Annotated in this window: 23 protein-coding genes and 1 pseudogene; 4 read left to right on the plus strand and 20 right to left on the minus strand. The window is 73.7% G+C overall.

Features of this window, described 5'->3' with window-relative positions; all coding sequences use genetic code 11:
- Nucleotides 1-180: 180 nt before the first annotated feature.
- The 8 genes from murD to mraZ all read right to left on the minus strand — a co-directional run bounded on the left by murD (nucleotide 181) and on the right by mraZ (nucleotide 10,476).
- Nucleotides 181-1,629, minus strand: a complete 1,449-nt coding sequence (gene murD, locus HDA32_RS18495; protein WP_376766969.1) for a UDP-N-acetylmuramoyl-L-alanine--D-glutamate ligase — start codon at nucleotides 1,627-1,629, stop codon at nucleotides 181-183.
- Nucleotides 1,614-2,669 (minus strand): phospho-N-acetylmuramoyl-pentapeptide-transferase, encoded by a 1,056-nt coding sequence (gene mraY / locus HDA32_RS18500; RefSeq protein WP_179644379.1) that lies wholly within the window; start codon nucleotides 2,667-2,669, stop codon nucleotides 1,614-1,616. The genes murD and mraY overlap by 16 nt, the downstream gene beginning before the upstream one ends.
- Nucleotides 2,666-4,078, minus strand: a complete 1,413-nt coding sequence (locus tag HDA32_RS18505; protein ID WP_179644380.1) for a UDP-N-acetylmuramoyl-tripeptide--D-alanyl-D-alanine ligase — start codon at nucleotides 4,076-4,078, stop codon at nucleotides 2,666-2,668. Before HDA32_RS18505 ends, mraY begins: the two co-directional genes overlap by 4 nt.
- Before the next feature lie 266 nt (nucleotides 4,079-4,344).
- Complete coding sequence (locus HDA32_RS18510) at nucleotides 4,345-5,955, minus strand: UDP-N-acetylmuramoyl-L-alanyl-D-glutamate--2,6-diaminopimelate ligase (RefSeq protein WP_179644381.1); 1,611 nt, start codon at nucleotides 5,953-5,955, stop codon at nucleotides 4,345-4,347.
- Nucleotides 5,956-6,024: 69 nt separating this feature from the next.
- Nucleotides 6,025-7,995, minus strand: a complete 1,971-nt coding sequence (locus HDA32_RS18515; protein ID WP_179644382.1) for a peptidoglycan D,D-transpeptidase FtsI family protein — start codon at nucleotides 7,993-7,995, stop codon at nucleotides 6,025-6,027.
- 67 nt (nucleotides 7,996-8,062) lie between these two features.
- Nucleotides 8,063-8,629 (minus strand): cell division protein FtsL, encoded by a 567-nt coding sequence (gene ftsL / locus HDA32_RS18520; protein WP_179644383.1) that lies wholly within the window; start codon nucleotides 8,627-8,629, stop codon nucleotides 8,063-8,065.
- A 99-nt stretch (nucleotides 8,630-8,728) separates the two neighbouring features.
- A complete protein-coding gene (rsmH, locus tag HDA32_RS18525; RefSeq protein ID WP_179644384.1) occupies nucleotides 8,729-9,685 on the minus strand; it encodes a 16S rRNA (cytosine(1402)-N(4))-methyltransferase RsmH in 957 nt (318 codons plus the stop codon).
- Nucleotides 9,686-10,044: 359 nt separating this feature from the next.
- Entirely contained in the window at nucleotides 10,045-10,476 is a 432-nt protein-coding gene (gene mraZ / locus HDA32_RS18530; protein WP_179644385.1) for a division/cell wall cluster transcriptional repressor MraZ, read from the minus strand.
- Between the two features lie 341 nt (nucleotides 10,477-10,817).
- Between mraZ and HDA32_RS18535 the strand changes: the two genes are divergently transcribed.
- The 3 genes from HDA32_RS18535 (at nucleotide 10,818) to HDA32_RS18545 (ending at nucleotide 15,535) form a co-directional block, all read left to right on the plus strand.
- Nucleotides 10,818-11,810 carry an AAA family ATPase gene (locus tag HDA32_RS18535; RefSeq protein WP_179644386.1) on the plus strand — a complete coding sequence of 331 codons (993 nt, stop codon included), beginning with the start codon at nucleotides 10,818-10,820 and terminating at the stop codon, nucleotides 11,808-11,810.
- 135 nt (nucleotides 11,811-11,945) lie between these two features.
- Nucleotides 11,946-13,166, plus strand: a complete 1,221-nt coding sequence (locus tag HDA32_RS18540) for a DUF58 domain-containing protein (RefSeq protein WP_179644387.1) — start codon at nucleotides 11,946-11,948, stop codon at nucleotides 13,164-13,166.
- Nucleotides 13,167-13,195: 29 nt separating this feature from the next.
- A complete protein-coding gene (locus HDA32_RS18545; protein WP_179644389.1) occupies nucleotides 13,196-15,535 on the plus strand; it encodes a transglutaminase TgpA family protein in 2,340 nt (779 codons plus the stop codon).
- 238 nt (nucleotides 15,536-15,773) lie between these two features.
- Here HDA32_RS18545 and HDA32_RS18550 read toward each other — a convergent pair whose 3' ends face one another.
- The 8 genes from HDA32_RS18550 to aroC all read right to left on the minus strand — a co-directional run bounded on the left by HDA32_RS18550 (nucleotide 15,774) and on the right by aroC (nucleotide 22,813).
- Entirely contained in the window at nucleotides 15,774-16,169 is a 396-nt protein-coding gene (locus HDA32_RS18550; protein ID WP_179644390.1) for an SCO2097 family morphological protein, read from the minus strand.
- A 274-nt stretch (nucleotides 16,170-16,443) separates the two neighbouring features.
- Entirely contained in the window at nucleotides 16,444-17,715 is a 1,272-nt protein-coding gene (locus tag HDA32_RS18555; protein WP_179644392.1) for a DNA polymerase IV, read from the minus strand.
- Nucleotides 17,716-17,779: 64 nt separating this feature from the next.
- Nucleotides 17,780-18,565, minus strand: a complete 786-nt coding sequence (locus tag HDA32_RS18560) for a methyltransferase domain-containing protein (protein WP_179644394.1) — start codon at nucleotides 18,563-18,565, stop codon at nucleotides 17,780-17,782.
- Nucleotides 18,566-18,602: 37 nt separating this feature from the next.
- On the minus strand, nucleotides 18,603-19,016 hold the full coding sequence (gene nusB / locus HDA32_RS18565) for a transcription antitermination factor NusB (RefSeq protein WP_179644396.1): 414 nt from the start codon (nucleotides 19,014-19,016) through the stop codon (nucleotides 18,603-18,605).
- 40 nt (nucleotides 19,017-19,056) lie between these two features.
- Complete coding sequence (gene efp / locus HDA32_RS18570) at nucleotides 19,057-19,620, minus strand: elongation factor P (protein WP_179644397.1); 564 nt, start codon at nucleotides 19,618-19,620, stop codon at nucleotides 19,057-19,059.
- 208 nt (nucleotides 19,621-19,828) lie between these two features.
- Nucleotides 19,829-20,908: a 3-dehydroquinate synthase gene (aroB, locus tag HDA32_RS18575; RefSeq protein ID WP_179644399.1), complete on the minus strand. Its 1,080-nt coding sequence runs from the start codon at nucleotides 20,906-20,908 to the stop codon at nucleotides 19,829-19,831.
- Complete coding sequence (locus HDA32_RS18580) at nucleotides 20,905-21,429, minus strand: shikimate kinase (protein ID WP_179644400.1); 525 nt, start codon at nucleotides 21,427-21,429, stop codon at nucleotides 20,905-20,907. The genes aroB and HDA32_RS18580 overlap by 4 nt, the downstream gene beginning before the upstream one ends.
- Nucleotides 21,430-21,634: 205 nt before the next feature.
- Nucleotides 21,635-22,813, minus strand: a complete 1,179-nt coding sequence (aroC, locus tag HDA32_RS18585; protein WP_179644402.1) for a chorismate synthase — start codon at nucleotides 22,811-22,813, stop codon at nucleotides 21,635-21,637.
- Between the two features lie 199 nt (nucleotides 22,814-23,012).
- Here aroC and HDA32_RS32110 point away from each other — a divergent pair.
- Nucleotides 23,013-23,447 (plus strand): annotated as a pseudogene (locus tag HDA32_RS32110) (DedA family protein); the annotation flags it as partial.
- A gap of 195 nt (nucleotides 23,448-23,642) precedes the next feature.
- Here HDA32_RS32110 and HDA32_RS18595 read toward each other — a convergent pair.
- From HDA32_RS18595 to HDA32_RS18610, 4 genes are all read right to left on the minus strand, one after another.
- Complete coding sequence (locus HDA32_RS18595; RefSeq protein ID WP_179644403.1) at nucleotides 23,643-24,446, minus strand: prepilin peptidase; 804 nt, start codon at nucleotides 24,444-24,446, stop codon at nucleotides 23,643-23,645.
- 107 nt (nucleotides 24,447-24,553) lie between these two features.
- A complete protein-coding gene (locus tag HDA32_RS18600) occupies nucleotides 24,554-25,120 on the minus strand; it encodes a maleylpyruvate isomerase mycothiol-dependent enzyme family protein (RefSeq protein ID WP_312863238.1) in 567 nt (188 codons plus the stop codon).
- A gap of 215 nt (nucleotides 25,121-25,335) precedes the next feature.
- Nucleotides 25,336-26,040: an SseB family protein gene (locus HDA32_RS18605; protein WP_179644404.1), complete on the minus strand. Its 705-nt coding sequence runs from the start codon at nucleotides 26,038-26,040 to the stop codon at nucleotides 25,336-25,338.
- 62 nt (nucleotides 26,041-26,102) lie between these two features.
- Nucleotides 26,103-26,579 carry a MarR family winged helix-turn-helix transcriptional regulator gene (locus tag HDA32_RS18610; protein WP_179644406.1) on the minus strand — a complete coding sequence of 159 codons (477 nt, stop codon included), beginning with the start codon at nucleotides 26,577-26,579 and terminating at the stop codon, nucleotides 26,103-26,105.
- Nucleotides 26,580-26,672: the final 93 nt, after the last annotated feature.

Raw genomic sequence — 26,672 nt, forward strand, 5'->3', positions numbered from 1 at the left:
CCGGTCCCGGTGGCGGAAGAGACCGGTACCGCCATGTGCCACTCCTACCCGCGCCGTGGTTGTCCCAGCGTCGACCAAGTCTGGCGGCAGGGGCCCCCGGCCCGTCGGACATTACCCGCGTGTTGGGTTTTTTCTGGTGTGACGCCGGATACCTCCGCCGACCCGGGCCCGGCCGCGGGGTCAGGCCCGCAGTTCGCGCACTGCGGCGGCGAAGGCGTCACCGCGCGCGTTGTAGTCGGCGAACATGTCCATCGACGCGGCGGCCGGCGCCAGCAGCACCGTGTCGCCGGGGCGGGCGAGCCCCGCCGCCGCGGCGACGGCCTCGGCCATCGCGCCCTCGTCGGTTCGCTCGACGTCGACCACGGCGACGCCGGGGGCGTGCGCGGCCAGGGCCGTACGCAGCCGGGCGCGGTCGGCCCCCAGCAGCACGGCGCCGCGCAGCCGCGGGGCCGCCGCGGCCACCAGGTCCTCGACGTCGGCGCCCTTGAGCAGGCCGCCCGCCACCCACACGACCGGCTCATAGGCCGCCAGTGACGCCGCCGCCGCGTGCGGATTGGTGGCCTTGGAGTCGTCGACGTAGGCCACGCCGCCGATGTCGGCCACGTGGGAGATCCGGTGCGGTTCGGGCGCGAAGGCCGCCAGGCCGGCGCGCACCGACTCCGGCGCCACGCCGACGGAGCGCGCCAGCGCGGCCGCGGCCAGCGCGTTGGCGACGTTGTGCGGGGCCGCCGGAACGACGTCGGCCAGGCTCGCCAGCTCGTCCGCGCTGCTGCGCGGGTCGGCGACGAAGGCGCGGTCCACCAGCAGGTCCTCCACGACGCCGAGCTCGTCGGGGCGCGGGGTGTCCAGGCTGAAGCCGACCAGCCGGGCCGCCGGGTCGCCGTGCTCGGCGGCCAGGCGGCGCGACCACGCGTCGGCGGAGTTGACCACGCGGACCGTGCCGGGCGCGTAGACCCTGCCCTTGGCCATGGCGTAGGGCTCCAGCCCGCCGTGCCAGTCGAGGTGGTCGGGGGCGACGTTGAGCACGACCGCGGCGTGCGGGCGCAGCGACGACGACCAGTGCAGCTGGAAGCTGGACAGCTCGACGGCGAGGACGTCGTCGGCCGCGCCGTCGGCATCGGGCAGCACCGCCTCGATGACGGGCGTGCCGACGTTGCCCACGGCCCTGGCCCTGCGGCCGTCGGCGCGCAGGATCGCCTCCAGCATCCGCACCGTGGTGGTCTTGCCGTTGGTGCCGGTGACGGCCAGCCAGATCTGGCCGGCGGGCTTGAGCCGCCAGGCCAGTTCGACGTCGCCGATGACCTCGATGCCGGCCCGCGCCGCCGCGGCCAGCAGCGGGGCTTCGGGCCGCCAGCCGGGAGAGGTGACGACGAGCTCGGCGCCCTCGGGCAGGGCCTGGGGGCCGTCGTCGCCGAGCTCCACCTCGGCGCCCTCCTCGCGCAGCCCCCGCGCCAGCCGCAGGGTCGCCTCGTCGGTGCGGCCGTCGACGACCGTCACGCGCGCGCCGCAGGCCAGCAGCGCCCAGACCACGGGCGGGCCGGACACCCCCAGCCCGGTCACGCAGACCGCCCGGCCGGCCAGGTCCTCGGCGCTGTCGAACGTGGTGCCCATGGTTACCGCGGCATCCATTCCAGGTAGAAGAGGCCGATGCCGATGCCGACGAACAGGCCCTGGATGATCCAGAACCGGATCACGATCGTGGTCTCGGCCCAGCCCTTGAGTTCGAAGTGGTGCTGCAACGGGGCCATCCGGAACACCCGTTTGCCGGTCAGCCGGAAGGAGCCGACCTGGACGATCACCGACAGCGTGATGAGCACGAACAGGCCGCCGATGATCAGCAGCAGCAGTTGGGTGCGGGTGGTGATGGCCAGGCCGACGAGCAGGCCGCCCAGCGCCAGCGAGCCGGTGTCGCCCATGAAGATCTTGGCCGGCGGGGCGTTGTACCAGAGGAAGCCGATGCAGCCGCCGAGGCCGGCCGCGGCGACCACCGCGAGGTCCAGCGGGTCGCGCACGGTGTAGCAGTTGGGCTCCAGGGCGTTGACGCAGCTCTGGCGCAACTGCCAGTTGCCGATGATCACGTAGGCGACCAGGGACAGGATGGTGGCGCCGGTGGCCAGGCCGTCCAGGCCGTCGGCCAGGTTGACCGCGTTGGAGGTGGCGACGATGAGGATCAGCGCCCAGATCACGAACACCACGATCATGAGCGGCGGCCCGAAGTCGCGCAGGAAGGACAGGTGCGTCGAACCCGGGGTGTAGGTGTAGTTGTTGGGGAACTGGGTGACGCCGACGGCGAAGCCGACGCCGACGATCACCTGCCCGGCCATCTTGGCGCTGCTGCGCAGGCCGAGGCTGCGCCGCTTGTAGATCTTGATGAAGTCGTCCAGGAAGCCGACGCAGCCCAGGCCGACGAACAGGAACATCACCAGCAGGCCGGACACGGTCGGCCGGGTCAGCGCCGCCAGGTGCGCGCCGAAGTAGCCGATGACGGCGCCGATGATGATGACGATGCCGCCCATGGTGGGCGTGCCCTGCTTGGTCTTGTGGCCCTCGGGGCCGTCGTCGCGGATCTCCTGGCCGAACTTGAACCGGTACAGGATCCTGATCACCATCGGCATGGTCAGCAGGGAGACCAGGAGGGAGAGCGCCGCGGCGACGAGAATACCGGTCACTTGGCGGCCTCCTCGGAGGTGAGCTGCTCGGCTACCTGTTCCAGCCCGGCCACGCGCGATCCCTTCACCATGACGACGTCCTTGGGCCGCAGCCGCTCGCGCAGCGCCGCGGCCGCCTGCTCGGCGTCGGCGACCCGGAGGGTCTCGCCCCGCCACGCGGCGGCGCCTCGCGCGCCGTCGGCGATGGGCGCCGCCTGCTCCCCGACGGCGATGAGCACGTCGACCCCGGTCTCGGCGGCCAGCCGGCCGATGCGCTCGTGCTCGGCATCGTGGGTGTCGCCCAGCTCCGCCATGTGCCCGAGCACCGCGAAGGAGCGGCGCCGCTGCGCCAGCACCTGCAGCGTGCGCAGGGCGGCCCCCATGGACTCGGGGTTGGCGTTGTAGGCGTCGTTGACGACGGTGACGCCGTCGGAGCGGTCGGTGACCTCCATCCGCCAGCGGCTGACCGGTCCGGCCTCGCCCAGCGCGGCGGCGATCTCCTCGACGTCCATGCCGGACTCGGCCGCCACGGCCGCCACGGCCAGGGCGTTGTGCACCTGGTGGGTTCCGACCAGGGCCAGTCGGACCGCCGCGCTGCGGCCGCCCAGCTCCAGCGTGAAGCCCGCGCGACCGGAGCCGTCCAGCTCCACGTCGCGGGCGCGCACGTCGGCGTGCTCGGCCAGTCCGAAGGAGACGACCCTGGCGCCGGTGCGCGGGGCCATGCCGATCACCGCGTCGTCGTCGGCGTTGAGGACGGCCACACCGCCCTGCTCCGCGCCCGGAAGCGCCTCGACGAGCTCCCCCTTGGCCTGGGCGATGGCCGAGCGGCTGCCGAACTCGCCCATGTGGGCGCTGCCCACGTTGAGCACGACGCCGACCCTCGGCGGCGCGATGGAGCACAGGTGCGCGATGTGCCCGATGCCGCGGGCCGCGACCTCCAGGACGACGAACCGGGTGCTCTCATCGGCGCGCAGCACCGTCAGCGGGTGGCCGATCTCGTTGTTGAACGAGCCGGCCGGCGCGATGGTGGGGCCGAGGCGGCCCAGCACCTGCGCCAACAGGTCCTTGGTGGTCGTCTTGCCCGATGATCCGGTGACGCCGACGACGTCGGCTCCGGGCAGCTCCTCGACCACGGCCCTCGCCAGACGTCCCAGCGCGGCCACGACCTCGGCGTCGCCTCCGTCGACCAGCAACTGGGGGGCCGCCACCGGCCGGGATCCCAGCACCGCCGTCGCACCGGCCGCGACGGCCGCGTCGGCGAAGTCATGGCCATCGACCCGCTCGCCACCCAGCGCGACGAAGAGCGAGCCCGGGCCTGCCTGCCGCGAGTCGATGACGACCGGGCCGGTGACACTGTCCGTGGGCTGCGCCGATCCGCGTGTGCGCGCTTGGGTGATCTCAGCGATCCGATCGAGCGTCAGCGCGATCAAATCCACTCCTCATGTCGGGCCCGGTCCACCGCGCCTTGGGCGCCCTGACTGCGGACAGCATGGAATACGGGAAATCCAGAAGCACTGTGCGTGAGCCGAAGGGGGCGTGGAGACGCCACGGTGCCGGGCTGCAATTGCCGGACCTACCTTAGAACATGTTTGGTTACCGGAGTTGCGCGCTGGACGGAATGTGGCGCGAGTGAGATCGGTGGCCACGAGGACGCGCGGGGACTCCCGGGGCGGGGTTCCCCGCGCCGGGTCGGCCCCTACCGTCCGCCGGCGCGCCAGCGCAGCGCGTCGCGCAGCGCCTCCCTGTCGTCGAAGGGCAGCACCTGACCTGCGACGTACTGGCCGCGCTCGTGCCCCTTGCCGGCCACGACCACCACGTCGCCGGGCTTGGCCCGTTCCACGGCCAGTTCGATGGCGGTGGCGCGGTCGGGTTCGACGCTGATGTCGGCCCGCTGCGCGACGGGGACCGCCGCGACGCCCTCCAGCATGGCGGTGAGGATCGTGATCGGATCTTCACTGCGCGGATTGTCGTTGGTGAGGACCACCGCGTCGGCCAGCCTGGCCGCGGCCTCCCCCATGAGCGGGCGCTTGGCGCGGTCGCGGTCGCCGCCGCAGCCCACGACCATGGTCAGCCGGCCCTCCGTGACCGGGCGCAGCGACGTCAGCACCGCCTCGATCGCCCCGGGTTTGTGCGAGTAGTCGACGAGCGCGGTGAAGTTCTGCCCCTCGTCGACCCGCTCCATCCGGCCGGGCACGCCGGGCGCGGCCGCGACGCCCTCCAGGGCGGCCGCCAGCGGGATGCCGGCCTCGACCAGCCCGACCACCGCAGCCAGGGCATTGGAGACGTTGAACGGGCCGGGCAGCCGCACCGAGGCCTCGGCCTCCATGCCGCCGGGGCCCACCACCCGGAACGTGCTGCCCTCGGCGCCCAGCACGACGTCGGCGGCGCGCCAGTCGGCCTCGGGGTCGCCCTCGGCGGAGAACGTCGTCACCGGCACCTCGCCGCGGGCGGCCACCATGTCGACGAGCGCGCGCCCGAACCGGTCGTCGCGGTTGATCACCGCGATCCTGGCGTACTCGGGGGCGAACAGCTTCGCCTTGGTGTCGAAGTACTCGCGCAGGTCGGAGTGGAAGTCCAGATGGTCCTGCGACAGGTTGGTGAACACGGCCACGTCGTAGTGGGCGCCGCCGACCCGGCCCAGCGCCAGCGCGTGGCTGGAGACCTCCATGGCCGCGGCGGTGACGCCGCGCTCGCGCATGACGGCGAACAGGCCGTGCAGGTCGGTGGCCTCCGGTGTGGTCAGCGAGGAGTCGACCCGCTCGTCGCCCACCCGCATCTCGACGGTTCCGATCAGGCCGGTGCGCAGGCCTGCGGCGCGCAGCCCCGACTCGACCAGGTAGCTGATGGTGGTCTTGCCCGCTGTGCCGGTGGTGCCGATCAGCAGCAGCTCGTCGGCCGGGTGGCCGTAGACCCAGGCGGCGACCTCGCCGAGGCGGGCGCGCGGGTCGGAGACGGTGAGGACCGGGAGCTTGGTGGCCGCCGCGCGGTCGTAGCCGGTCGGGTCGGTCAGGATCGCCACGGCCCCGGCGTCGGCCGCCTGCCCGGCGTAGTCGGCGCCGTGCGCCGTCATCCCGGGCAGCGCCGCGTACAGGTCACCGGGGCGGACCCTGCGCGAGTCGTGCGTGATGCCCGTGATCGTCGTCTCGGTCACGTCGCCCACGCCGCCGTCGTCCCCCGTGCCGACCGCGGCGCCGGCGTCGGCGCTCAGCGGGGGTTCGGCGGGATCCATGCAGGTGAGGAAGCCGTCCGATCCCAGCAGCCTGGCGAGTTCGGACAAGGGGCGGAGCTGGTTCTGGTCAGGTCGCATTTCCGGTGGCACGTCGAGAGGTTATCGGCTGGGACCTGCACGGGGTTAATCCGGCGGCGCGCGGGTCCGCTACTCGAACAGCCGGATCCCCGGCGCCTCGGTGTCGGTCGGCGGAATCTGCATCGTCTTCAGCGAGAACGACATCACGTCGGTGAAGACGGGGGCCGCCGCCTCGCCGCCGTAGTACTCCTCCTTGGGGTCGTGCAGCACGACCTGGACGATGAGCTCGGGGTCGCCGGCCGGGACCATGCCGACGAACATGCTGGTGTAGCCGCCCCCCTCATAGCCACCGGTCTCGGGGTCGACCCGGTTGGCGGTGCCGGTCTTGCCGGCCACGCGGTAGCCGGGGATCTGCGCCTGCTGGGCCGTTCCGTGCTCGCCGGTGACCGCCTCCAGCATCAGCTTGAGCTGGTCGGAGGTCTCGGCGCTGACCACCCGCTCCTTCTTGGGGTCCTCCGACGGCGTGAACTCGCCCGCCTCGTCGACGGTCCCGGCGACGACCGTGGGCTCGACCCGGACGCCGTCGTTGGCGATCGTGGCGTAGACGCTGGCCATCTGCACCGCGTTGACCGAGATGCCCTGGCCGAAGGAGATCGACGGGAGCTGGGTGCCCCACCAGTCGTCGGGGTCGGTGAGGATGCCGGCGTTCTCCCCCGGCAGGTCCAGGCCGGTGGGCTTGCCGAAGCCGAACTTGCCGAGGTAGTTGTACAACTGGTCGGCGCCGAGCTGCTCGGCGACCTGGATCGTGCCGGTGTTGCTGGAGGTCGCCATGATCCCGTTCAGGGTCAGCCGCTGGGTCTCGTGGTAGTGGGAGTCCCTGAAGGTCTGGTCGTAGCGCTGGATGGCGTAGGGCACCGTGTAGACGGTGTCGGGCGTGGTCAGGTTCTCCTCCAGCGCGCCGGCCGCGGTGATGACCTTGTTGGTGCTGCCCGGCTCGAAGGCGTCGGCCACGGCCCCGTTGCCGCGCTCCTCGGGGGTCGAGGCGGCGATGTCGTCGGGGTCGTAGGTCGGGTGGTTCGCCATCGCGAGGATCTCGCCCGTCGGCCTCATCACGATCGCGCTGCCGCCCTCGGCGTCCAGGTCCTCGGCCCGGTCCGCCAGGGCCTGCTGGGCGTGCCACTGGATGTCCTGGTCGAGCGTGAGCCGGACATCCCGGCCCGGCACCGGCTCCTTCGCCAGCCCCCCGGCCATCGGGATCCGGGTGCCGCCGGGGCTGATCTCGGCCTGCTGCTTGCCCGGCTCGCCGGCGAGGGTGTCGTCCATGACGCTCTCCAGGCCCTCCAGGCCGTGGTTGTCGGCGCCGACGAAGCCGACCAGGTTGGCCGCGCCGCTCTCCTCGGGATAGACCCTCTTGTAGTCGGGGTGGGCGGCGACGCCCTGCAGGTCCAGCGCGTCGAGCTCCTTCCACTGCCTCGGCGGGACCTCCTTCTGGACCACCTGGTAGCGGCTCGGCTCCGCGTCGACCTTGGCCGCCACCTCGCCGGGATCGAGGTCGAAGCGCTCGGACAGCTCCTCGACGACCCGGTCGCGCTCGTCGGGGTCCACGTCGACCGGGTCGACGTAGACGGTGTGGACCTCGACCGACATCGCGAAGGCGTTGCCGTCGGCATCGGTGATCTCACCGCGCGTGGTGGGGATGTCGATCGTCGCCAGGCGCATGTCGGAGGCCTTGGACGCGTACGTCGCGGCGTCGATGCCCTGGATCTGCACCAGCCGGCCGGCGAAGACCAGCAGCACGGCGGCCATCAGGACGACGGCGATCCTGATGCGCCGGCCGGGATCGCCGCGGCGGAACCGCCGGCGCAGCGGGGGGATCCGGCCGCTCCCGCCGCCGGAGGGCGCGCGGGCCGGCCGCCGCGGCGGCGGACCCGCCGCGGCGGCCGTGCGGCCCTGGCGGGGCGAGCGCCGCTTCGCCGGGTCGGCGGGCCGGCGGGGGCGCCCCTGGGCGCCGGAGGAACGCGAGGACGGCCCCTTGCCGCCTCGCGCCGACGCCCCTGGTCTGCGGGGGTCGCGGGGACGTGGGTCGCGGGGTGCGCTCACAACTGGCTCCGGGGGGTGGTGCCGACGGCGGAGCCCGCCGGCCTGTGCTCTGGTCGCAACGAGCCGGTCACTCCCGGCCCTCGGCGGAGCCGGCGTCGGCCTGCTCCTGGGTTCCGGGCAGGTCCTGCGCCGACCCGGTCCCCCCGCCGCCCATGATCTCGCCGGTCTCCGGGTCGATCAGGTACGGTGCCCGGCCGGGCTCCATGCCGAGCTCCCGGGCCCTCTCCTCCAGCACCTCGGGGGATTCGGCGTGCAGCACCCGCTCGCGCAGCGCCTGCTCCCGGTCGGACAGCTCGCTGTTCTCCTGCAGCAGGCGGCTGGCGGTGAACGTGTCCTCGGTGAGCACCGTGCGCAGCGCCAGCAGGCAGATCATCGCGCCGCCGAGCAGCGCGAGGATGAGCAGCACGAACGGCACCCTCGGCGCGTGGCCCGCGCCCGCGCGCTCCCGGACGGCCGGCCCGGTGGAGGTCCGGGCCACGGGGCGCGGCCGACCGACCCGACCGGTCCGGGGAGTCCGGGGGGTCCCGGACCCGGGCGCCGCGGTGCGGCGCGCAGCGGTCCTGCCGCCCGCGCGAACGGCCGACCCGGTCTGCTCCCCGCCGCGGCGTGCCTGGCCCTCGGTCGCGGTGCTCATGCGGCCTCCCGAATCCCTGTCACTCGTCTCGCCCCCCTGCGGCCCTGCCGCCGCGGGGCCGCGGGGAACGCGTTCCTCCTTCACCGCGGAACCGCCCGCTCACGGCTCCCGGATCCTCTCGGCGGCCCGCAGCCGGGCCGACGCGGCGCGGGGGTTGCGGACGTTCTCCTCCTCCGGCGGCGACTCGGCCCCCCGGGTCAGCAGCCGCAGTTCCGGCTGCCGGTCGGGCAGGGGGACGGGCAGGTCGGGCGGTGTGGTGTCGGTGGCGAGCGCGGCCAGTGCGCGCTTGGTGATGCGGTCCTCCAGCGAGTGGTAGGACAGCACGGCGATGCGCCCGCCCACCGCCAGCCGGGAGACGGCGGCGGGCAGGGTGCGCTCCAGGATGGCGAGTTCGGCGTTGACCTCGATGCGCAGCGCCTGGAAGGTGCGCTTGGCCGGGTTGCCTCCGGTGCGGCGGGTGGCGGCGGGGATGGCGTCGCGGACGAGGTCGGCCAGGCGCCGGGTCGAGTCGATCGGCGCGCCCGCGCGCGCCCGGACGATCGCCTGGGCGACGCGGCCGGCGAAGCGCTCCTCGCCGTAGACGCGCAGGATCCGGGCGAGCTCGGCCGCGGAGTAGGTGTTGACGACGTCGGCCGCCGTGCGGGCCTGGGTGCGGTCCATCCGCATGTCCAGCGGCGCGTCGTAGGAGTAGGCGAAGCCGCGGTCGGCCTCGTCGAGCTGGGGCGAGGAGACGCCGAGGTCGAGCAGGACGCCCTGGACCTCGGCGATGCCGAGGTCGTCGAGCACCCCGGGGACGTCGTCGTAGACCGCGTGGACGAAGTCCGTGCGGTCGGAGAAGGGGGCGAGCCGCCGCTCGCTGCGGGCCAGCGCGCTGGGGTCGCGGTCGACGCCGACCAGGCGCAGGCCCGGGTGGGCGGACAGCAGCGCCTCGGAGTGGCCGCCCAGGCCCAGCGTCGCGTCGACGACGACGGCCCCCGGCGCGGACAGGGCCGGTGAGAGCAGCCGCACGATCCGGTCCAGCATGACCGGGATGTGCGCGGCCTCCGCATCGCCCATCAACACGCTGCCCCTGCCCCCTCGTTGCTCCGGAACCGCCGCGCGCGGCCCGGCGTGGTCTCCTACGGCCCCGAATGGCGGACGTCCGCTTGGGCGTCGCCGTTCGCGCAGCCGGTCGGCATGGCGCGGAGGCGGGAGGTCCCAATGGGCGGTCGGCCCCGGGGCGGCCCGTCCGGTCTGGCCTCCAGACGCGATCTTCGCCGCGCGGGAATCCTCGCGGCGGCCACCTGGCGCCGGGGAAGATGCGTCAGCTAGCACGCGGTCGCGTCTGAAGGCCCGAACCAGACAGGGCTTGACTGGTCGTGACTCCTCCGGATCGCGGCGCCGGTTGTCGAGGCCGACGCGGCGATGCCGCGCAGTCACAGCACCCCCGGCAACACCTCCTCCGACAGATCCGCGAATACCTGTTCCTGTTCGGCCTCGTAAGCGGCCCAGGCCTGTGCGTCCCAGATCTCCAGGCGCGTGTTGGCCCCGATGACCACTCCGTCCCGGTCCAGACCGGCGTAGGAGCGCAGGCCGGACGGGACGGTGACCCGCCCCTGCTTGTCGGGGACCTCATCGGACGCGCTGGCGAAAAAGACGCGACTGTAGTCGCGCACTGCTTTGGCGGTGACGGGAGCTGATCGGAGGGCCTCGGTGATGCGCTGGAACTCGTGCACGGGAAAGACATAGAGGCAGCGCTCCTGGCCCTTCGTGATCACCAGCCCCCCCGACAGTTCGTCGCGGTACTTCGCCGGAAGGAACAGCCGTCCCTTCTCATCGAGGCGCAGGGAGTGGGTGCCGAGAAACACCGGCCCCACCTCCACGTCCCCCGTGGAGCAGTCCCCTGCTCCACGGTGCCCCACTGTACTCCACTATCCCCCACGGTCAACAGATTCAACCCCCGCCACGACTCAAGATCATTAAGAAACACGCAGGTCAGGGCGGGTGGAGCGGAGTGGAACGCCGTTCGGCGCGCCGCGTTGGCGGACGACCTGGGAAAATGTCCCACGGCGCGGCTCGGGCGAGTCGCGGAGGGAGCCGCCGGCCGCGGAGACCGGCGGGGACCGTCCAGATCGGTCGTTTTGGTTTGCAAACCCCTGCTTTACGCCTAGCCTCAAGGCGACAGGGCAGGCGCGGCGGGAGGGGACACGTGTCACTCGACACGCGGTTTAACGTGCACGGCGACGGAGCCCGGGACGACGTCGACGCGGTCCTGGGCACCGCCGAGCGGATCCGGTCGGCCATCGAGACGGTCATCGAGGGCAAGTCCGAGATCGTGCGGATCGCGCTGACCGTGCTGCTGGCCGAGGGGCACCTGCTCATCGAGGACATCCCCGGCGTCGGCAAGACGATGCTGGCCAAGGCGCTGGGCCGGTCGCTGGACTGCACGGTGCACCGCATCCAGTTCACGCCCGACCTGCTTCCCAGCGATATCACCGGGGTCAGCGCCTACCACCAGCAGCGGCGCGAGTTCGAGTTCCAGCCCGGCCCGGTGTTCGCCAACATCGTCGTGGGCGACGAGATCAACCGCGCCTCCCCCAAGACGCAGTCGGCCCTGCTGGAGTGCATGGAGGAGGGGCAGGTCAGCGTCGACGGCACCACCCGGCCGCTGGAGCGGCCGTTCATGGTGGTGGCCACCCAGAACCCGGTGGACATGGAGGGCACCTACCCCCTGCCCGAGGCCCAGCGCGACAGGTTCATGGCCCGCATCGCCATCGGCTACCCCTCGGCCCAGGCCGAGCTGGACATGATCGACACCCACGGCTCCGCCTCCCCCTTGGAGCGGCTGCGCCCCGTGGCCGGCACCCCCGACCTCCGCGCCATGATCGACCGGGTGCGCACCGTCCACGTCTCCCCCGCGATCCGGCGCTACGCGGTCGACCTGGTCGCGGCCACCCGCACCTCCTCGGCCCTGCGCCTGGGCGCCTCCCCGCGCGCCACCCTGCACCTGGTGCGTGCGGCCCGCGCCTATGCGGCGCTGGGCGACCGCAACTACGTCGTCCCCGACGACGTCCAGGACCTCGCCGTCCCCGTCCTGGCCCACCGGCTGCTGCCCAGCCCAGAGGCCCAGCTCCAACGCCGCCTGCCCGAGCAGGTCGTCAGCGACCTCGTCGCCCGCCTGCCGGTCCCCGACCGCCGCTGAAACCGTCCGCGGGCGCGGCCGCCGCCCCCGTCCCCGGCGGGGCGGCGACCGCGCCGACCGCCCACGTCCCCACCCCAGGTATCCCATGAACGAGGATCGGTCCCCGCTCCGTCCGGCCCCGCCCGAGGCGGCGACGTGATCCTGCTGCGCTCCCTGACCCTGCGCGGCAGGGTCTTCCTGTGCGTGGGCATCGCGACCGCGGTGGGTGCGCTCCTGGTCGGCGAGCGCGACCTGCTGCGCGTCGGCGTGTTCGTGGTCGCGCTGCCCGTGATCTCGGCGCTGACCGTGGCCCGGGTGCCGCGCAACGTCACCCACACCCGCGCCCTCGCCCCCGCCCGAGTCATGGCCGGCGGCGACTCCCGGGTGCTCATCCGGTTGACGAACGCCTCGCCGGTGCTGCCCACGGGCACCGTGCTGGTGGCCGACACCCTGCCCTACGCGCTGGGTGAACCGCCCCGCTTCAACGCCGGGCGGCTGCGCCCCGGCCAGAGCCGGGAGCTCACCTACCGGGTTCGCTCGCACGTGCGCGGGCGCTACCCGATCGGCCCGGTGGCGCTGCACTTCCGCGACCCGCTGGGCTGCGTGCAGCTCGTCCGGCACGTCGGGGCGAGCATGGCGCTGCTGGTGACGCCGACCATCGTGGCGCTGCCGGGGCCGGTGCCCAGGGGCGACTCCGCCGACAGCGGGGAGAGCCGGGCCCGCTCCATGTCCAGCTCGGGAGAGGACGACGCCGTGCCCCGCGAGTACCGGCACGGCGACGACGTCCGCCGGGTGCACTGGCGCTCCACCGCCCGGCGCGGGGAGCTCATGGTCCGCAGGGAGGAGCAGCCCTGGCGCGAGCACAGCGCTGTCCTGCTGGACCTGCGGGAGAGCGCGCACGCGGGCGCCGGCCCCGATTCCTCCCTCGAAGCCGCGGTCAGCATGGCCGGGTCGATCGCCGTGCACCTGCTCGGCCGCGGCCAGGAGCTGCGCTTCCTGACCAACGACACCGAGATCACCGCGCTGCGCCGGGAGGACGCGGTCCTCGACGCCCTCGCCGTCGCGCGGCCGTCGTCGTCGACCGGCCTGCACACCGGGATCGCAATGCTGGAGAACGCCGCCGCGACGGGCAGAGGCCTGGCCATCGCGGTGCTCGGGGCCGTCGGCGAGGGCGAGGCCGAGGCGCTCGCCGGCCTGCGCGGCGCGCGGGAGGGCCGCTGCGTCGCGGTGCTGTGCCGGGGGGCGGCCTGGCCGGCCCCCGCCGCGCGGGAGCGGGCCCGCGAGCTGCTGACCGGGGCCGGATGGCGCGTGCTCGAACCGGACACCGCCCAGGAACTGCCCGGAGCCTGGCGCGGCCTCGCCGCGCGCGCCGGGTGAGCGGGCACCGCCGAACAGGGAGACCAGACGTGAAGGTGCGGATCACGCTCGCGGCGATGGCGACCACGTTGTGCGCGCTGCCGCTGCTGCACCCCTTGTTCGCCGACCCGGGCTGGTGGGGCGGCGCGGTCCTGGCCGTGGTGTGCGTGAGCGCGACCGGCCTGGTCTGCCGGGCCGCGCGGCTGCCCGGGGTTCTGCTGCCGCTCACGCAGGCCCTGGTGGTGGTCACCGCCCTGAACTGGATGCACGCCTCCGAGTCGGCGCTGCTCGGGTTCGTCCCCACCCCGGACTCCATCGAGGCGATGCGTGGCCTGACCGGCGCCGGTCTGGCCGAGATCCGGTTCAACCCCACTCCGGTGCGCGCCTCCGAGGGGGTGGGCCTGGTGACCGCGCTGTGCATCGGCTTCCTCGCGATCCTGGTCGACTTCGCGGCCGTGACGCTGCGGGCGGCCGCGCTGAGCGGTCTGGCCCTGCTCGCGCTGCTGTTCGTCCCGCTGTCGGTGCACAACGAGGGCATCGGCTGGATGGCGTTCGCCCTGGCCTGCGCCGGCTACCTGCTCCTGCTGACCGTCGACGGCTGGGACCGGGCCTCGGGTTGGGGGATCCCGGTCCGCCCGGCCGCGGGCCCGCCCGGATCGCGGCGCCGGAGCGCCGACCGCGGGGCCGGCCGCCACCTGTTCACCAGCGTCCGCACCGCCGTGCTCGCGGTCGCGCTGGCCCTGGTGCTGCCGATGGCCGCTCCCTGGCTGGTCAACGACGCGGTGTTCGCGCTGGCCTCGGGGACCCGGGGCAACGGCGAGACGGTGGCCACCACGCACCCGCTGGTGACGCTGCGGCGCGACCTCACCTCGCCGGCCGACCGGCGCGTCCTGGAGTACCAGACCTCCCAGGCCAGGCCGGAGTACCTGCGCATGCACGTGCTCGACACGTTCGACGGCGAGAACTGGACGATGTCGCCGGTGCAGGCGTCACCGCGGGACCGGCTGGACGACTCGCCGCTGCCCGAGCCGCCCGGACTTTGGGGGTCGGCGGATGACGCGGCGACCACCGAGATCACGGTGTCGAGCGCCGCCCAGCGGATGGACTTCCTGCCGCTGCCCTATCCGGCGCGCACGGTGTCGGTCGCCGGCGACTGGTTCGTCGACCCCGAGACGCTGATGGTCTTCTCGACCCGGAGCGAGGCCGGCGGGCTCACCTACGAGGTGACCGCGGCGGCCCCCGACCCCGACCGCGGCGACCTCGCCGATGCCGCGCCCTTCTCCGGCACGGCCGTGGACGAGCGCTACCTGGAGGTGCCCGAGGGCATGGACCCGCGGGTGGACGCGCTGACCGAGTCGATCGTCGCCGACGCCTCCGGCCCGCACGCCCGCGCGGTGGCGCTGCAGGACTGGTTCACCGACGGCAGGTTCACCTACGACCTGCAACCGCCCGGCATCCCCCGCGGCGCCGACCCGCTGCCCTATTTCCTGTTCGACAGCCGCATCGGCTACTGCGAGCAGTTCGCCGCCGCGATGGCCGTCATGGCGCGGCAGGCCGGCATCCCCGCGCGGGTGGCGGTGGGCTACACCTCCGGCGAGGAGATGCCCGATGGCCGGTGGATGGTGACCGAGCGCAACGCCCACGCCTGGCCGGAGCTGTACTTCGAGGGCCACGGCTGGCTGCGGTTCGAGCCGACGCCCTCCTCCTCGGCGGGGCAGGACAGCGCGAACGTGCCGGACTACGCGGTACCCGCTCCGGTCGAGCGCCCGGCGCCGGAGGGCCCCGCCGACGGCGACGAGCCCGAGGAGCCGGCCGGGGAGGAGGAGCAGGAGGAGCAGGACCCCTCGGCCACGCCGGGGCGGGCGCCCGAGGCGCAGGACACCGCGTCGGAGGGGGCCGGCTCCGAGACGGGCGGCCCGTGGCCCGCGGTGCTCGTGGTCTGCGTCGCGGCGCTGCTGCCGGCCGCGCCGGCGCTGGTGCGGCTGCTCGTCCGGCGGCTGCGCTGGTCCCGGGCGGCGAGCGCGCCGGCGCGCTCGCGCGCCGCGTGGCTGGAGCTGCGCGACGACGCCGTGGACCTGGGGATCGGCTGGAACCCGGCGGAGAGCCCGCGCGCGGTGGGCCGCCGCCTGGAGGCGCGCGGCCGCCTGCCCGAACCGGCGAGGGAGGCGCTGCGGCGGATCGTCGCGGCCGAGGAGAGCGCGCGCTACGCTCCGGTGCCCGGCGCGGCCGAGACGCTGGAGGAGGACGGCGCGACGGTGCGGGCGGCCCTGCACGCCTCCTGCGAGCCCCGCGCCCGGCTGCTGGCCAGGCTGCTGCCGAAGTCGCTCTTCACCGCCCCGACCGGCCGCGGCCCCCGACACCCCCGCGGGGCCGGGGTGTCGGCCCACTGAAGTTCACAGAAGTCGGGTGGCGCGCCCGCCGGGAACGGTCCGCTGTGCGGCCTCCGGCGCCGATTTTGGCCTTATGGGGCCTGAAAACGTTGCGATAACCCCGACAAGGTCAAGGTCGCCGAGAGAAGCACCACGAATACGACCGGGGCAGCGCCTCCGACACGCGCGTGCCCGCTCACGGGCTCTGCCGTGAGCGGGCACGCGCGGTCGGATCAGGAGGCCGCCGAGGCCGTGGAACCTAGTGGTCGCCGCCCTCCTGGCGGCGGCGCCAGCGCTCCTCGAAGCGGTTCATCATCCCGGGGCGCTGCTGGCGGCGCTGCTTCGTCTGGGGAGCCGGCGTCCCCGCGTCGACGGGGCCGCCTCCGGAGACCCGCCGCCATCCGGACAGACCCCACAGGGTGCAGGCCAGCATGACGATGAACCCGATGGCGCCGATCGCCGGCTGCTGGACGATCACGCCCGCCATGAGGAGGCAGACGCCCACGACGAACCCGATCGACGCCTTGATGATCCAGCGCTTGTAGTGGACCTGCGGGTTCGTCTGACGAACAGTATTGGCGAACTTCGGGTCCTCGGCATACAGCGCCTGCTCGATCTGGGCGAGCATGCGCTGCTCGTGTTCAGAGAGCGGCACGGCGCCTCCCAATGACAGTCCCCGACTGGGGCAACGGGTACTGAACAACAACCTGATGGCCAGTGATATGCCCAGAATACGGTGACTTAGCTCCCGGTGAAAAGAAAAGATCCGCGTCTGGATGGCCCACATGGGTCACCCTACCCTCACCGTCGGCCCGAAACACCGGTTCCAACGCCCCCTCCAAAGTCCCTTATCACCAGGGGAATCCCCGTTGAATGGCAATGACCATCCCACTTACTCCAACGCGCCGCGGCCGCCGGAAGTTGCCGGATCATACGTCATTTTTGTCACGGTCGGCCAACGCCGCGGGCCGGATGGCGTTCGCGCCGAAGCGCCTGGCCACTTCGTCCATGACCCGCTCGGCCTCGCGCCACCCGGTCTCCGGCTCACCGAGGGCCAACTGGCGGTGCACCTCCGAGGCGTCGGCCAGCCCCTCCACCCGCACCCCCACCAGCCGCAGCGGCACGTGCTCCAGGCCGGCGGCCGCGTAGAGCCCGCGGGCCGCGGCGTTGATCTCGCGGGCGAGGTCGGTGTGCCCCGGCAGCGTGCGGGAGCGGGTGACGGTGCTGAAGTCGGAGCGGCGCAGCTTCACCACGACGGTGCGCCCCACCTGGCCGCCGGCGCGCAGCCGCCGGGCCACCTTCTCGGCGAGCCGCAGCAGCTCGCGGCGGATGGTCTCGGGGTCGGCGATGTCGGCGGCGAAGGTCTCCTCGGCGCCGACGCTCTTGTCGGGCGCCTCGGTCACGACCGTCCGCTCGTCCCGCCCCCACGACAGCTCCGCGAGCCGGTCGCCCAGCGCGGAGCCGAGTTCGCGGCGCAGCGTCTCCTGCGGGGCGCGGGCGACGTCGCCGATGGTGCGCAGCCCCAGCCGGGCCAGCGCCTGCTCGGCCTTGTCCCCCACGCCCCACAATGCGCCCACCGGCAGCGGGTGCAGGAAACCGGTGACCCGCTCGGTGGGGACGAGCAGCAGCCCGTCGGGCTTGCACTGAGTGGAGGCGAGCTTGGCGACGAACTTGGTCGCCGCGACGCCCACCGAGCAGGTGAGCCCCTGCTCCCGGCTGACGCGCCGCCGGACCAGCTCGGCGATGCGCACCGGGTCGCCCAGGCGCCGCCGGGCCCCGGAGACGTCGAGGAAGGCCTCGTCCAGGGAGAGCGGCTGCACCTCGGAGGTGACGGAGCGGAAGATGTCCATGACCGCCTCCGAGGCGCGGCGGTAGGCGCCGCCGTCGGGCGGGAAGACGACCGCGTCGGGGCACAGCCGCAGGGCCCGCCCCATGGGCATGGCCGAGTGCACGCCGTAGCGGCGCGCGAGGTAGTTCGCCGAGGCGACGACGCCCCGGCCGCCGGTGCCGCCGACGATGACGGGCCTGCCGCGGCTCCCGGGGTTGCGGAGCTGCTCGACGCTGGCGAAGAACGCGTCCATGTCGATGTGCAGGATGTGGCAGCCGGCGTCGGGAGCGGTGTCGGGACGCAGCGCCTCGATGCCGTCGGGGCCGACCACGCCCCGCATCGCCGTTCCGCGTTCCAGTTGGCGTCGGCTCATGGCACCAGTATGCGTCCCGCGCGTCGCGGTGTACCGGCCGCGGTGGGCATCGCCGCTCCGGGCCCTACCGCGGGCGCTGCGCGAGCACGTGCAACTGGGTGGCGATCCCGGACAGCTCCGGGTGGACGGCCGCGGCCTGCTCCAGTTCGATCAGCGTGCGGCCGGCCTGCGGGTCGCCGTCGAAGACCCGGCCCGGCAGCAGGTCGGCGAAGACGCGCACGCCGCGGACCTCGGTGTCGGGCAGTCCGGCCTGGGAGGCGAGCCGGACGATCTGCTCGGCGGTGAAGCGGCGCGGCACCGGGTCGGCCTCGCCCCAGCGGCCGTCGGAGGCGCTGAGCAGCCGGAGCGCCTCGTCCAGGTGGCCGGCGATCGCGCGGTGCAGCACCCCGGCCACCACGTTGGTGGCGAGCAGGCTGACCGCGCCGTCGGGGCGCGTGACGCCGGCGACGTCGACCAGCGCGGCGAGCGGGTCGTCGACGTACTCCAGCACGTTGTGCATGAGCACCAGGTGCGCGTGCCCGGCGGGGAGGAGCTCGGGCAGGTCGCGCGTCTCCCCCTGCAGCGCCCGCACGCGCACGCCGGCCTCGGCCGCCCTGCGCTCCAGGGCCGCCAGCGAGTCGGGGCTGGGCTCGACCACCGTGACGCTGTGGCCGAGCTCGGCGAGCGGGACGGCGGCGCCGCCGGTGCCGCCGCCCGCGTCGACGATCTCCAGCGGGGAGTCGGACTCCGCGCTCAGTCTGGCCAGCGCCCCGCGCAGCACCTCCCAGACCACCGCGGTGCGCGCCACGCTCGGGGCGCGCTGCGGTCCGGTGGTGGACGCGGGGATCGCGGCGCCGGCCTTGTCAGTCACGTACGAGTCCTTCCTGTCCCCCGCGGACGGGGCCACGCTAGGGCGCGAGCGACGCCTTGTTCTCCATCAGCCGCGAGAGCAGGCCGTTGATGAACGTCGGCGACTCGTCGGTGGACAGCTCCTTGGCCACCGCGACCGCCTCGGCGATGGCCACGCCGTCGGGGATGTCGGCGGCCCACAGCAGTTCGTAGGCGCCCATCCGCAGGACGTTGCGGTCGACCACCGGCATGCGCTCCAGCGTCCAGCCGATGGCGTATGTGTTGAGGAGTTCGTCGATGCGCTCGCGGCGCTCGTCGACCGCGGCCGCCAGTTGCTCGGTGAACTCGTTGATCGGCGGCTCGGTCTGGGCGCGCCGCCGTTCGATCACCTTGGCCACGGAGACACCGCGCAGCTCAGCCTCGTACAGTACCTCGACCGCGCGTCTGCGGGCTTTGCGTCGCGCGCCGCTCATCGGTCTCCTGCCAGGGATCGTGCGGTGAAGGAACGCGTCATCAGTTGACGCGGCCCAGGTAGTCGCCGGTGCGGGTGTCGACCTTGACGCGTTCGCCGGTGCTGATGAACAGCGGGACCTGGATCACCGCGCCGGTCTCCAGCGTGGCCGGCTTGGTGCCGCCGGTGGAGCGGTCGCCCTGCAGGCCGGGGTCGGTCTGGGAGATCTCCAGCTCGACGGCCGCGGGCAGCTCGATGTAGAGCGGGTTGCCCTCGTTGACGGCGACGGTCACGACCGCGCTCTCCAGCAGGTAGCCGGCGTTCTTGCCGACGACCTCGCTCGGAACGAAGAGCTGGTCGTAGGTCTGGGTGTCCATGAAGATGTAGGACTCGCCGTCGTTGTAGAGGTACTGCATGTCACGGCGGTCGACGTTGGCGACCTCGACCTTGACGCCGGCGTTGAACGTCTTGTCGACGACCTTGCCGGAGGTGATGTTCTTCAGCTTGGTGCGGACGAACGCGCCGCCCTTACCGGGCTTGACGTGCTGGAACTCCACGACGCTCCAGAGCTCGCCGCCGTCGAGTTTCAGGGTGGTGCCGTTCTTGAGGTCGTTCGTCGTGGCCACTTCGGTCGTCTCTCCCAGCGGTCAGGCAAAGTCGAATAGGATGCCGCGGCCACGCCCCGGAGGCGATGCGACGCGCGGCGCGGAACACGGGGTCCCGGTCGGCGGCGCCATCCCTGACGAAAGTCGGGCGCCGGTCGAAGAGCCGAAACCGTTCCACCCAGGAGTCTAGTGGGTGTTCGGGGTGCGGGCGTGCGCCGGCCGCACCGGATCAGGCGCTCAGCCGCCGGTAGGCGGCGTCGAGGAGGTCGTCGGCGGGGCCGGAGAGGATCGTCGGCTCGCCGATCCCGTCCAGCACGACGAAGCGCAGGGTGGCGCCCCTGGCCTTCTTGTCCACGCGCATGGTGTCGCGCAGCCGCTCCCACGCCTCGCCCGCGTATCCGGTGGGCAGCCCGACCGAGGCGAGCACGGTGCGGTGGCGCGCGATGACGGCGTCGTCGATCCGGCCGTCCAGGCCGGCCAGCTCCGCGGCGAAGACCATGCCGATGGCGACGGCGTAGCCGTGCCGGAAGGTGTAGTTCTCGGCGCGCTCGATGGCGTGGCCGAGCGTGTGGCCGTAGTTGAGGATCTCGCGCCGCCCGCTCTCGCGCAGGTCGCCCGAGACCACCTCGGCCTTGACCGCGATCGCCCGCTCGACCAGCTCGCGGGTGTGCCGGCCCTCGGGGCGGGCGGCGCCCTCGGGGTCGGCCTCGACGAGGTCGAGGATGACCGGGTCGGCGATGAACCCGGCCTTGATGATCTCGGCCAGGCCTCCGATGTAGTCCGCGGCGGGCAGGGTCGGCAGCGTCGCCATGTCGCACAGGACCCCGGCGGGCGGATGGAACGCGCCCACGAGGTTCTTGCCCTCGTCGGTGTTGATCCCGGTCTTGCCGCCCACGGCGGCGTCGACCATCCCCAGCAGCGTGGTGGGCACGAGGACCGCGCGCACGCCGCGCAGCCAGGACGCCGCGACGAACCCGGCGAGGTCGGTGGTCGCGCCGCCCCCCACGCCGACCACGACGTCGCTGCGGGTGAAGCCGGCCCGCCCCAGCCGCGCCCACAGGTCGGCGGCCACGGCGACGGTCTTGGCGGCCTCGCCGTCGGGCACCGGCATCGGGTGCACGGTGCGCCCGGCGGCCTCCAGGGCCGCGCACACCGGGCGCGCCACCTCGCCGAGGGTCTCAGGGTGGATCACCGCGACCCGGGCCGCCCGGTCGCCCACGAGAGCGGGGAGCTCGCCGAGGACGCCGCTGCCCACGACGACGTCGTAGGGGGCCGAGGTGCCGCCGACACCGATCCGCGTGGCCGTCATCGCGATCCGTTCTCCGGTTGGGGGAGCGCATCGACGATCGCGTCGACGACCTCCTCGGGATGGTAGGAGCTGGTGGAGACCGTGGCCTTCGCCAGCTCCTCGTAGATGGGCAGCCGCTCCTCCAGCAGGGCCTTCAGCTTGGCCCTGGGGTTGCCGAGCAGCAGCGGCCGCGCCCGCTCCAGGCCGACGCGCTTGGCGGCGTCGGCGAACTCCACCTGCAGGTAGACCACGTGGTGACCGGCGAGGTCGGCCCGGGTGGCCTCGTCGAGGACGGACCCGCCGCCCAGCGCGACGACGCCGGTGGCGCTCGCCAGGGCCTCGGAGACGACCTCGCGCTCCAGCGCGCGGAAGGCCGCCTCCCCGTCGTCGACGAAGATCTCGGTGATGGGCTTGCCGGCCCGCGCCTCGACCTCTGCGTCGGTGTCCGTCAGGGCGACGCCGAGCCGCTCGGCCAGCGCCAGGCCCACGGTGGACTTGCCCGAGCCGGGCGAGCCGATGATGACCGCGATCGGTTTGCTCATCTGAAAATCCCTCTCCACGCGGGGCCTTCGTTCACGCGGAGGCCCTTCGCGGGCCCCGCTCCGGCCGCCGGGCGTGAGCCGCTGGGTCGTGTCTTTCGCACCGTTCCGGGCTCGCGACCACCAGGCGGGGCCCCGCTGTGCGAAGCCGCGGAGCCTGCGGAGCAGCACACGGTAGGCGCATCCGGAGGCCTTCGTCGAACACTCCCTAGCCGATGGCCAGCGAGTCCAGATAGGTGCGCAGGTTGCGGCCGGTCTCGGCCACCGAGTCGCCGCCGAACTTCTCCAGCGCGGCCTCGGCCAGGACCAGCGCGACCATGGCCTCGGCGACCACGCCCGCGGCCGGGACCGCCGTGACGTCGCTGCGCTGGTGGTGGGCCTGGGCGACCTCGCCGGTGGCGACGTCGACGGTGTCGAGCGCGCGCGGCACGGTGGCGATGGGCTTCATCGCGGCGCGCACACGCAGCGGTTCGCCGGTGGTCATGCCGCCCTCGACGCCGCCGGCCCGGTTGCTGCGGCGGCGCACGCCGTCGGGGCCGGGCTCGATCTCGTCGTGGGCGACGGAGCCGCGCCGCGCCGCTGTGCGGAAGCCGTCGCCGAGCTCCACGCCCTTGATCGCCTGGATGCCCATGAGCGCCCCGGCCAGCCGGGCGTCGAGGCGGCGGTCCCAGTGGACGTGGCTGCCCAGGCCGGGCGGCAGGCCGTAGGCGAGCACCTCGACGACGCCGCCGAGGGTGTCGCCGCTCTTCCTGGTGTCGTCGACCTCGGCGACCATGCGGGCGCTGGTCTCGGGGTCGGAGCAGCGCAGCGGGTCGGCGTCGATGCGTTCCAGGTCGTCGGGTCCGGGCAGCAGGCCTTCCGGCGCGGCGACCTCGCCCATGGAGACGACGTGGCTGAGGATGCGCACGCCCAGCGCCTGGTGGCAGAAGCGGCGGGCCACCTCGCCGATGGCCACGCGCGCGGCGGTCTCGCGCGCGCTGGCGCGCTCCAGGACGGGCCGGGCCTCGTCGTGGCCGTACTTCTGCATGCCGACGAGGTCGGCGTGGCCGGGCCGCGGGCGGGTCAGCGGCGCGTTGCGGGCCACTCCGTCGAGTTCCTCCGCCGGCACCGGGTCGGGCGACATGACCTGTTCCCACTTGGGCCACTCGGTGTTGCCCACCTCGATGGCGACGGGGCCGCCCAGCGTGCGGCCGTGCCGGATGCCCCCGACGACGGAGACCTGATCCTGCTCGAATTTCATGCGGGCGCCCCGGCCGTACCCGGCGCGGCGGCGGCGCAGCGCGGCGGCGATGTCGTCCGAGGTGACGGACACGCCGGCCGGAAGGCCCTCCAAAATCGCGACGAGTGCCGGTCCGTGGGACTCCCCTGCGGTCAGCCAGCGCAACATGCCTCGATCTTTCCATGCCCCGAGGGGTGCCGAGACATCGGGGCAAACCCCGGTCGCTCCCTGATCTTCGCCGTTTCCGGTTGTCCGCGTCTTGTCCGGATCCGGAAGAATCCTCGGCATGACCGGTTTTCTGGACGCGATCCTCGACTCCATCGCCGACCTTCCCCCGTTCCTGGTGGCCGGGGTGGTTCTGGTCTTCATGGCGGTGGAGACGACGGCGCTGGTCGGCCTGGTCGTTCCGGGGGACCCGGTGGTGGTGCTCGCGGGGGCGAGCGCCACCGACCCCGCCGAGTTCGCGCTGGTCTGCGCCGCGACGCTGACCGGGGCCCTGGCCGGGGAGAGCGGCGGCTACCTGATCGGCCGCAGGTTCGGCGACCGCTTCCGCCGCGGCCGGATGGGCCGCCTCATCAGCGAGCGCTACTGGCGGCACGCCGAGGACCTGCTGGCACACTCCGCCGGCCGCTGCACCGCGGGCGGCGGCGCGGCGCCGGTCCCGGGGCTGCGGCGCTGCCCGGGCTGCGGCCGGCGCGCCGGCGACGGCGGGATGGCGATCGTCGGCTCCCGGTTCGTCTCCGTGGTGCACGCCATCGTGCCGATCCTGGCGGGCACGGTGGGGATGCCGTTCCGGCGCTTCCTTCTGTGGGCCATGATCGGCAGTTCGGTCTGGACGCTGGTGTTCGCCGGGGCCGGCGCGCTGTTCCGCGCCTCCGTCGGGCCGGACGGCGGCGGCCTGACGGTCATCACCGGGGTGCTGCTGGTGCTGGGGCTGGGGCTGATGTTCACCGGCGGCGTCCGCGGCGGGGGCCGCGGGGGCGCGCGGATCCGGCGGCTACCCCAGCAGCGCGGGCAGCGGGTCGCCGAGGAGGATGACGGCGAACGCCCCGATGAGCATGAAGGGGCCGAACGGGATCTGGGTCTTGCGGGTGGCCCTGCCCAGCAGGATGAGCACGAGCCCGAAGCAGGCGGAGAGCAGGAACGCGGCGAAGGTGCCGGAGACCACGGCGCCGAGCCCGGTCCAGCCGAGGTACAGCCCGAGGAGCCCCGACAGCTTGACGTCGCCCCAGCCCATGCCGGCCGGGTAGATGAACCACAGCAGCCAGTAGAACGCCGCGAGGCCGGCCATCCCGATGAGCGCGCCCACCAGGTGCCCGTATCCGTTCCGCGCGGTCAGCGAGGCCAGGCCGACCAGCACCAGCGCCACGGGATAGGCCGGAAGGACCAGCGGGTTGGGCAGCCGGCGGGTGCGGGCGTCGATGACGGCGAGCAGCACGCCCCAGAGTCCGAAGAAGGCGAACGCGAGCAGTTCGAGCGGGGACCATTCCGGGCGCAGCAGCCCCAGCAGACCGAGTGCCGCGGCGGCCAGTGAGGCGACCGCGGCGATCGGTGCGCGCACCCGGACCGCGCACGCCGCGCAGCGCCCGGTGCCGACCAGGCGCCCCGGCAGCGGGGCCCACCGGCGCCAGGCGACCCTGGCGCCGCAGTGCGGGCAGCACGGGGGCGGCGGCCCCGCGTCGTCGGGTCCGGGCTCGTAGTCGTGGAACAGCGGGACCACGCGCCCGGCGAAGGCGCCGGCCGCGCCGCCGAGGACGGCCAGGACCACGGCGGTGAGGACGGCCGCGAGGGAGGGGGGCATGGGCCGAACTCTAGGACATCGCGGCCGACCGGTTCCTCCGCTTCCTCCGTGCCGGGGCGCCGGAAAAGGTAAGGCCGGGATCGGCGGAACCCGCCTGCCGTGAAGACTCACCCCAGGGCCAGGTCGTGCACGCCGGTTCCGGCCAGGGCCGGACGTCCGGGGTCGCCGGGGAGTTCACGGCCGGTCGCGGCCCTGACCAGGCGCAGCCCGCTGAGCCCGGTGCGCGCCAGCGCCTCCTTGTCGGCCCGCTCGGTCAGGAGCCCCTCCACGACGGCCAGGGCCTCCGGTGCCGTCCACGGGGCGCGCTCCAGCGCGTCGGCCAGGTCCAGGCCGTGCAGGACGAGCTCGACGACCCGCGTCGCCAGGAAGTCGGTGAGCAGCATCGCATCGCCGTGCCGGGTCCGCACGACCCGGTTCTCGGGCGCGGCGTCGAGTTGCGGCCGCAGCTCCCGCCAGACCCGTTCGCCCCGCGCGACGATCCCGCGCGGGTCGGCGTGGCCCCGCGCAGCCTCCTGCGCGCTGCGTACCCGGTCGTCGTTGACCTCGGAGGAGAACCGGGCGTCCGGGCTGTAGTAGTCGACCGCGGACCTCTCCGCGCGCTCCGGGGCCGGCTCGGCCGGCATCACGGCCACCCGGTGCAGCGCGCCGAGGGTGTGCGCGGCCAGCGCCGCCACGTCTCAGGGCTCGCACCGGGTCGGTCGGCGGAAGTCCGCGGCGCCGAGGGCCGCGAGCCGTTCGAGCAGGATCCCGGTCTCCGCGCTCAGCGCGGACAGTACTGCGCGACGTCGCATGGGCGACAGGCTAGAGGGGCCCCGCCCCGCCCGGTTCGGGGATCCCCGCGGATCGGCCGCCGCGGAGCGCCGCCGGAGCCGCGGCCCCTCCGGCCCGGTCAGTCCTCGCGCCTGGCGCGGACCACGGCGCTGAGTTCGACGCCCCCGGGGAGCATCGGGGCGAGTTCGTCGGCCAGGCGCTGGGCGACCCGGCGCAGGGACTCGTCGTCGCGCCGGTCCAGTTCCAGGCGCACGCCGATGTCAGCGCGCTCGGAGTCGTGGATGCGCACGCGCTCGATCCCGAACTCGGTGTGGGTGATCCGGTAGATCATCGCCAGGACCTGCGGGTCCTCCTTGGGCGCCGGGACGGCCCCCTTCTCGGCGAGGGCGGTGAGGAACCGGCCCTGGACGGCGTAGGTGACCGGGCCCGCGATGTCGACCACGAGGGCGTCGGCCCCCTCTTCGACGGCGGCCTGGCACGCCTCCACCGTGCTCGTGGGCACCGGCCGGGCGTCCTTGCGCCAGAGTCCGGCGGTCTCGACGGAGGTGAAGGCGAGCACGCCCCTGCGGCCGTCCTTGCCGACCAGGATCGGCAGCGCCACCTCGCTCTTCTTGTCCCGCTTGAGGCCGTCGGCGCCCTCTTCGACCTCCGTCGGGACGGTGACCACCGGCACCAGGAGCCGGGACGGGGCGAGCACGGCCAGTACCTGGCGGTCGCCGACGGCGCCTTCGGCGTAGGCCGCCAGCTTCTCACTCACCTGGGGGTCGGCGCTTCCGTCGTCATCGCGGAAGTTGCGTGCGCCGATGATGCTGGGTCCCGTCACGACACGTGACTCTACTTGCTCCGGGTGGGCGCGGGTGGGCGGATCAGGTCAAAAGAGGGCGGTCACCGCGGTTCGTCGCCGCGCAGGCCGCGTTCGACGATCTCCATGATCTCGCCGAGCCGCTTGACCTGCTCGTCGCTGAGCCGCTCGAAGAGGCCGGCGCGGACGGCGGCGACGTGGCCGGGCGCGGCCTCCCGCAGCGCCTTCTCCCCCTGGGCGGTGAGCACGGCCCAGGAGCCGCGCCGGTCCTCCGAGCAGCTCTCCCTGCGCACGTGGCCGTCGCGTTCCAGGCGTGCCACCTGATGGGAGAGGCGGCTCTTGGAGACGATCACGGTGTCGGCGAGGGTGCGCATGCGCATCCGCTGCCCCTCGGCCTCCGAGAGGTGCACCAGGATGCCGTACTCGACGAGGGTGAGACCGTTGCGTCTTTGCAGATCGCGGTCGAGACGCTCCTCCAGCAGGGAGTTGACGACGAGGTAGCTCCGCCAGATTCGCTGCTCGTCGGCGTCCAGCCAGTCGACCTCGCTCATGTCGGACATCGTACTTGCGCGTCCATGATTTCCGACTATCCTTTTTCCTAGAAAGATTCTTTCGAAGAAAGTTTCTCGCCGCCGCGTCCGGCGGCGGGGACG

Origin of the sequence: Spinactinospora alkalitolerans, from assembly GCF_013408795.1 — a bacterium.
GTDB classification, from domain to species: Bacteria; Actinomycetota; Actinomycetes; order Streptosporangiales; family Streptosporangiaceae; genus Spinactinospora; species Spinactinospora alkalitolerans.

Bases quoted from the DNA above. Each gene is read 5' to 3' on its own strand.
- murD (WP_376766969.1), bottom strand. From the start codon at position 1,629: ATGGATGCCGCGGTAACCATGGGCACCACGTTCGACAGCGCCGAGGAC.
- aroB (WP_179644399.1), bottom strand. From the start codon at position 20,908: ATGACGGCCACGCGGATCGGTGTCGGCGGCACCTCGGCCCCCTACGAC.
- nusB (WP_179644396.1), bottom strand. From the start codon at position 19,016: ATGAGCGGCGCGCGACGCAAAGCCCGCAGACGCGCGGTCGAGGTACTG.
- rsmH (WP_179644384.1), bottom strand. From the start codon at position 9,685: ATGGGCGATGCGGAGGCCGCGCACATCCCGGTCATGCTGGACCGGATC.
- HDA32_RS18555 (WP_179644392.1), bottom strand. From the start codon at position 17,715: ATGAGCCGACGCCAACTGGAACGCGGAACGGCGATGCGGGGCGTGGTC.
- HDA32_RS18580 (WP_179644400.1), bottom strand. From the start codon at position 21,429: ATGAGCAAACCGATCGCGGTCATCATCGGCTCGCCCGGCTCGGGCAAG.
- ftsL (WP_179644383.1), bottom strand. From the start codon at position 8,629: ATGAGCACCGCGACCGAGGGCCAGGCACGCCGCGGCGGGGAGCAGACC.
- HDA32_RS18510 (WP_179644381.1), bottom strand. From the start codon at position 5,955: ATGCGACCTGACCAGAACCAGCTCCGCCCCTTGTCCGAACTCGCCAGG.
- HDA32_RS18610 (WP_179644406.1), bottom strand. From the start codon at position 26,579: ATGTCCGACATGAGCGAGGTCGACTGGCTGGACGCCGACGAGCAGCGA.
- aroC (WP_179644402.1), bottom strand. From the start codon at position 22,813: ATGTTGCGCTGGCTGACCGCAGGGGAGTCCCACGGACCGGCACTCGTC.
- HDA32_RS18595 (WP_179644403.1), bottom strand. From the start codon at position 24,446: ATGCCCCCCTCCCTCGCGGCCGTCCTCACCGCCGTGGTCCTGGCCGTC.